Source organism: Patescibacteria group bacterium (genome assembly GCA_018817085.1).
Taxonomy (GTDB): Bacteria; Patescibacteriota; WWE3; order CG2-30-40-12; family CG2-30-40-12; genus CG2-30-40-12.
Window position 1 is genome coordinate 71,690 of the sequence record JAHIUT010000038.1, and the last position, 6,000, is coordinate 77,689.

The 6,000-nt window shown below is 39.1% G+C and carries 8 protein-coding genes; all 8 read left to right on the forward strand.

The annotated features are described in order from the left end of the window. The first annotated feature begins 98 nt into the window (after positions 1-98). The gene (locus KJ678_02775; protein ID MBU1017065.1) at positions 99-2,228 is read left to right on the forward strand and encodes a DNA translocase FtsK; all 2,130 of its coding nucleotides are present in this window, start codon (positions 99-101) and stop codon (positions 2,226-2,228) included. A 3-nt stretch (positions 2,229-2,231) separates the two neighbouring features. Continuing rightward, on the forward strand, positions 2,232-2,702 hold the full coding sequence (locus KJ678_02780) for a helix-turn-helix domain-containing protein (protein ID MBU1017066.1): 471 nt from the start codon (positions 2,232-2,234) through the stop codon (positions 2,700-2,702). Then, positions 2,633-3,187, forward strand: coding sequence for a DUF4115 domain-containing protein (locus KJ678_02785; protein ID MBU1017067.1), 555 nt, complete (start codon positions 2,633-2,635; stop codon positions 3,185-3,187). The genes KJ678_02780 and KJ678_02785 overlap by 70 nt, the downstream gene beginning before the upstream one ends. Continuing rightward, positions 3,153-3,524 carry a hypothetical protein gene (locus KJ678_02790; GenBank protein MBU1017068.1) on the forward strand — a complete coding sequence of 124 codons (372 nt, stop codon included), beginning with the start codon at positions 3,153-3,155 and terminating at the stop codon, positions 3,522-3,524. Before KJ678_02785 ends, KJ678_02790 begins: the two co-directional genes overlap by 35 nt. Positions 3,525-3,591: 67 nt before the next feature. Next, positions 3,592-3,864: a hypothetical protein gene (locus KJ678_02795; protein ID MBU1017069.1), complete on the forward strand. Its 273-nt coding sequence runs from the start codon at positions 3,592-3,594 to the stop codon at positions 3,862-3,864. Then, positions 3,851-4,201 carry a YtxH domain-containing protein gene (locus tag KJ678_02800; GenBank protein ID MBU1017070.1) on the forward strand — a complete coding sequence of 117 codons (351 nt, stop codon included), beginning with the start codon at positions 3,851-3,853 and terminating at the stop codon, positions 4,199-4,201. The genes KJ678_02795 and KJ678_02800 overlap by 14 nt, the downstream gene beginning before the upstream one ends. 49 nt (positions 4,202-4,250) lie before the next feature. Further along, positions 4,251-5,339: a hypothetical protein gene (locus KJ678_02805; GenBank protein ID MBU1017071.1), complete on the forward strand. Its 1,089-nt coding sequence runs from the start codon at positions 4,251-4,253 to the stop codon at positions 5,337-5,339. Positions 5,340-5,344: 5 nt separating this feature from the next. After that, on the forward strand, positions 5,345-6,000 hold a 656-nt coding region (locus KJ678_02810; protein ID MBU1017072.1), incomplete at its 3' end, for a PCRF domain-containing protein.

Consider the following 6,000-nt stretch of genomic DNA (forward strand, 5'->3'; position numbering starts at 1 on the left):
GCGGAGCGAAGCAATCCCGATGGGATTGCCCTCGTTAGGCTAAATTATTTTGCATTTGGGACTTTAACTCCTTCTAATCCTGTGGCATAATATATTTAATGGGAAGAAGGAGAAGAAAAAGGTCTCTAAAATTTAAAATAGAAAAAGATGTGTTGTTGTCTTTAATATCTGTTTTCCTGCTTTTAGTGGCGGGGTTGTTGTTCATTTCCCTTTTTGCGTCCGCGGGCAGTATAACCTCAATATTTAAAGAGATTTTAGGCGAGGTTTTTGGTTCCACCGCGTTTTTTGTACCGGTTTTTATTACTTATTTTGCCTTACTGCTTATAAGGACTTTGCGGTTTAGACTTTTACAGACACGGCTTTTAGTTGGTTTGTTTCTTTTGTATGTTTCTGTAACAGGTATTTTTTCTCAAAAGGCGGGTCTTGTTGGTATGAAAATATTTAATACTGCGACAAACGCTTTTGGAGAAATTGGGGCGAGTATAGCTTTTGTCGGCTTTTTTGGCATATCCGTAATTTTAATATTTAATTTAAGTCTGGATTCGGTTTTTGACTTTTTTGAAAAAGTTTTTCATAAGCTTCCAAAATTTAAATTTCTTCTGCCAAAAAATATAGCTTTAATAAAAAAGGATATGGTGCTTGAAGAAAAATCTTCCAGCGAAGATGAAACAGACAAAGATTTTGAGGAAGATAGGGCAGAAGAATTTAAAATAGTACCCAACATATCCGAACCTGTTATTAATGGAGGTTCCCATAAAGAGATGGGAGTGGTTAGAACTCCCATCAAGTCAAACATTCCTTATCCCGACAGAGTTTGGGAATATCCGCCTTTAGATGTTTTAGTTGACGCGCCTCCTGTTGCCGCCGATAGGGGAAATGTAAAAGAGCGCGCGCAAACTATAGAAAAAACCTTGGAATCTTTTGGAATTCGTTCACACATTGTTGAAATAAATATGGGGCCCACGGTTACGCAGTACGCTTTGGAGGCCGCCAAAGGCACCAAAATAGCGAGAATCACTAACCTAGCAAACGATTTAGCTTTATCTTTGGCGTCTCCAAATGGTATGGTTAGAATAGAAGCCCCTATACCGGGAAAATCGTTAATAGGTATTGAAGTGCCTAATTTTTCGCCTTCTCTGGTTACTTTAAAAAGTATTTTGAGTTCCGAAATTATGAAAAATACCCGTTCAAAACTTGCGGTGTCGCTGGGGCACGATGTTTCGGGCAAACCTTTTATTGCGGATATTGGCAAGATGCCACATGTTCTTATCGCAGGCAGTACCGGAAGCGGGAAATCTGTTTTATTAAATTCTTTTATCACCACGCTTTTGTTTAGGTGTTCGCCAAATGAGTGTAAATTTATATTAATTGACCCTAAGAGAGTAGAGTTTGCTTCTTATGCGGACATTCCTCATTTATTGACTTCGGTGATAGTAGAACCCGAAAAAGCGGTACCCGCTTTAAAATGGGCAGTTATGGAAATGGATAGAAGATATAAATTATTTGAGAACGCTAAAGTGCGCAATGTTGATGCTTTTAATGAAATGTCGGGGTTTCAGGCGCTACCTTATGTGGTGATTTTTGTGGACGAGCTTGCTGAACTTATGAGTTTATCTAAAACCGATGTGGAAAAATCGGTTTGTCGTTTAGCGCAAAAATCTCGGGCTACCGGTATCCATTTAATATTGGCAACGCAAAGACCTTCGGTGGATGTTTTAACTGGTTTAATTAAAGCCAATATCCCCTGCCGAATTTCGTTTAATGTTACAAGTCAAGTAGATTCTCGCGTTATTATAGATATGGCGGGGGCAGAGAAATTGTTAGGTCGTGGAGATATGTTGTATGTGCCCCCGGATGCCTCAAAACCAATTAGACTCCAAGGTTCGTATGTTTCAGATGGCGAAATAGGGCAGTTAACAACTTTTCTAAAAAGTTCCAACATAGCTCCGGAATATTTGAGTGATGTAACTGAACATATCGCAAAAAGGGGCGGTCGAATGGATATTAGTTCTGGAGACGACTCTTTGTTTAGAGAAGCGGTTGAAGTGGTTGTTCAGTATGGCAAAGCCTCTTCGTCTTTGCTCCAGAGGAAATTAAGCATTGGTTATGCCAAAGCGGCGCGCGTTCTTGATGAAATGGAAGAAAAAGGTATCGTTGGACCACAAGATGGCAGTAGACCGCGAGATGTTTTAATTAACGATTCCACAGATGTTTTTGGAGAAGATTAAACTATGAAAAAAGCGGGCGAGATATTAAAAGAAAATAGGCTCAAGAAAAACCTTTCCCTAAGCGAAATTTCGCAGGAATTGAGAATACACATTAGATTTTTGGAAGCTATTGAAAATGCAGATTATTCCGTTTTTTCGGATGCTGTGCAGATAAAAGGGTTTATAAAAAACTACTCGCGATTTTTGGGATTAAATGAAGGAGAGGTAATGGCTTTTTGGAGGAGAGAATATGAGGAAAAACAGGTTAAACCAGCGGAAGGCATTAAACTTATAATGAAACCGTTATTTACGCCAAAACTTTTAGTTACGCCTGGGATGGCGCTTTTTATTGTAACTTTAATTTCTATTCTTGGGTTTTTGGGGTACCTTTTTTATCAGTACCGCTCTTTTGCGGGAGCGCCATTTTGGCGATTGAAAGCCCTTCCACAGACTTATCCATTAACGAATCGTTTGTGGATGTTTTTGGAAAAATAGATAAAGACGCGGAACTTTTTTTAAACGGGCAGAGGATTTCTATGGAAAAGGAAGGCAGTTTTGCGGTTAATGTATCCCTTTCCGAAGGAGTTAATGTTCTTAATTTTAAGGCTTTAAATAAGCTAGGAAAAGAAGCTGTGGTTACAAGAACAGTATTAGTTGACAACCCTGTTAACCAGAATCAAGTTTTGGGAACGGTTATTCCTGTGGAAGAACCTAAGGAAGAGCAGATATATTTTAAGGTGGAGGTGGAAATATTAAACACGGCTTCGTGGATTAGCGTTATTGGGGATGGAGAAACTTTGTTTCCGGGCGGAGTAATGCTTAAAGGCGTTAAGGCGGAATTTACGGCAAAAGATTTTATAACAATAAAAGCTGGAAATGCTGGCGCGGTTAAAGTATACTTAAATGGAAAAGATTTAGGGGTTTTAGGGGAGGATTTATCAGTTGTTGAAAAAACTTTTAGGAAAGACCAAATTCAATAGAAAGCAGGATTTTGGCGCGATTAGTTTTGCCACGGAGTCTATAACGCCCGTTAAAGCGTTTGCTTTTCTCGCCACACTTTTTTTAATTGTTGGGCTTTTGTTGAGTGTAAATAGCATAAAAAACAGCAGTTTTTTAAAATCAATGGCGGCGGGAACTGGTGTGGGGTCGCGGGTTTTTTGCGGAGCGTCCCTGCTTTGTAGTGATGGAAAGTGCGAAGGAGAAGTTTGGAAAGAATGTGATAATTGTCCCAAAGGAAAAGCAAAGGCGGTAATGGAAACAATTTGCGGAGAATATGTTAAATCGGAGTGTAATTTAGAATCGGCATTGTGCGAATAGCGATTATTCGGTATTGACTGCTAACAAGTGTTTGTGTTTTACTTAAAGAGTAAGGATAAAACTGCCCATGGACCTTCAAATTATACTAATTTTGGTAATAGTTCTTTTAACAATAACTCTTGTTGCGGTAGGGGTTTATTTAGTTCTTGTTTTAAAAGAACTAAGGTCAACTATTGCTAGGTTTAACGATATTTTAGAAACTGCTGATAAGGTTGTAACCTCGTTGTCTTCCCCTGTAATGGGCTTAAGCGCTGCTTTGGGGGCATTTACGCAAGGATTTAAAGTTTTCAAAAGTTTAAAAGATTTAGTTAGCAAAGGAGATTCCGATGAGGACGAATAATATCCCTCAAACAGAAAAAGGCGGGAGCGGTTTTTTTTCGGGTGTTATGATAGGGGCGGCGCTTGGGGCTTTAGCCGGGGTGCTTTTCGCGCCGGGACCGGGGGACGAGACAAGAAAAAAACTTAAAGCCGCTAAAAAAAAGGTGGAAAAGACGGTTGGTCCTATTGTAGAAGAATTTACCACAACCATAAGTCCTTTGGTAGAAGATGCCGTTCAAAAGGTTGAGCCTGTGGTTAAAAAGGTTGCGGATAGCGCTAAAAAAGAAGTGTCTACAAAAGATATTAAATCTTCTCTTTCTTCTGCCAAAAAACGGTTTTTCAAGAATATAAAGAAGTAAAGTTAAAAATCCTTTGCAAACGACAGCCCTTTAATATAATATAAGGTTAATGGAAAATTTGCGGTTTAAAGACACTCTATTTAACAAAATTGCCAATCTTTCTTCCGAGGACAAAAAGGTTTTTGATAGAATTTTTAAGGTAAATACGGTAGAGGGAGGTTTAGTTGTTCCTGATAAAATGAAAGCGTGGGTTGTTTCGCAATTTGGGTCTTTGGGGGCTATTGAAAACCAAACTATTGTTAAAGCGGTAAATCTTATAACTTACGAGGGTTCCGTTTTTAATGATGTGCGGTCCAAAAGACCCGATGTAAAAATATCTTTAGGCGAGGTTTTTGATTTTAAAGAGTGTGGTGGGGAAATGTTGTGCGCGCCTCTTGATAACACTCCAGAAGATGTGTTTGGCAGAATAAAAGGCAAACATTGTGTTACCGCAGGCAATGTGGCTAAAATAGACGGGTTTCACGGAATAATAATTTTTAAGGACCACAATCCTCTGGACTTTACGGTGGAGAAAATACACGATTATTTTGAAACTGCCAACAGCTATTTCAAAAAAGCAAACGAGTATGACAAAAGTTTTGTTTATCCTTTCTTTATGTGGAATTGTTTATGGAAAGCGGGAGCGTCCATCATTCATGGACACGCTCAAGTTACGGTTGCAAGGGATGTTACCTATTCCAAAATAGGTCTTTTAAGAAACAGGTCGTTATGGTATCAGGAGGAATACAAAGCCAACTATTTTGACGATATTTTTGATATTCATAGTAAATTGGGATTGGGGTTTATGATGGAGGATGTAAAAGTAATGGCGGATTTGTGTCCTATCAAGGAAAAAGGAATTACTTTATACGGCAAAAGTTTTGACGGGTCGCTTTCTTTTGCGGTTAATAGTATATTAAGGGCGTTGGTAAGCAAGTTTGGTGTGAGAAGTTTTAACTTAATTGCTATACCTTCCCCGATAACTGAAACTTACGAAAGTTGGGAGCATATGCCGATTATTCTTCAGATTGTTGACCGAGGGAGTTTAGAAACCCGCCACTCCGATTTTGGTTCAATGGAGCTTTTTGCCCAGAGTGTTGTGGGCTTTAATCCCTACAATTTGGTGGAAGATTTAAAGAAAGAAGTTTTGCAAGGATAACTTATATGGAAGATATAGAAAAACGGATAGCCGCAATATTGAAGGCTTTAAAAATTGAGGACAAGAAAAATCAAATAATCGCCATTAAAAAAGAAATGGAGAACCCCGTTTTTTGGGAGGATAGAGAAGCGGGGGTTGCTAAATCCAAGCTGTTGGCAAGTTTGGAAAGGATTGTAGACGAAATAGACTTTATTGAACTTTTACAAACAGAGAAAGATACAGAAAATCTTAAAATACAGCTTAAATCTTTGGAAACCAAAACCTTTTTGCGTGGGAAGTATGATTTAGGGAACGCTTTTTTATCAATTCATGCCGGTCAAGGCGGAACGGAGGCTTGCGATTGGTCGGAAATGCTTTTTAGGATGTACACTCGTTTTTGCGAGAAGAAAGATTGGGGTGTTTATGAGATTGCTAAAACGGCAGGGGATGAAGCGGGCATAAAATCCGCAACTTTGCATATTGTTGGATACGCAAGTTATGGGTATTTAAAATATGAGGCGGGAGTTCACCGACTTGTTAGACAAAGTCCTTTTAATGCAGACAATTTGAGGCAGACTTCTTTTGCGCTTGTGGAGGTGGTACCCGAAATTTCTGGGGATATAGCTATAGAGATTAAGCCGGAGGATATTGAATTTACCGCTTCTCGTTCGGGAGGGGCGGG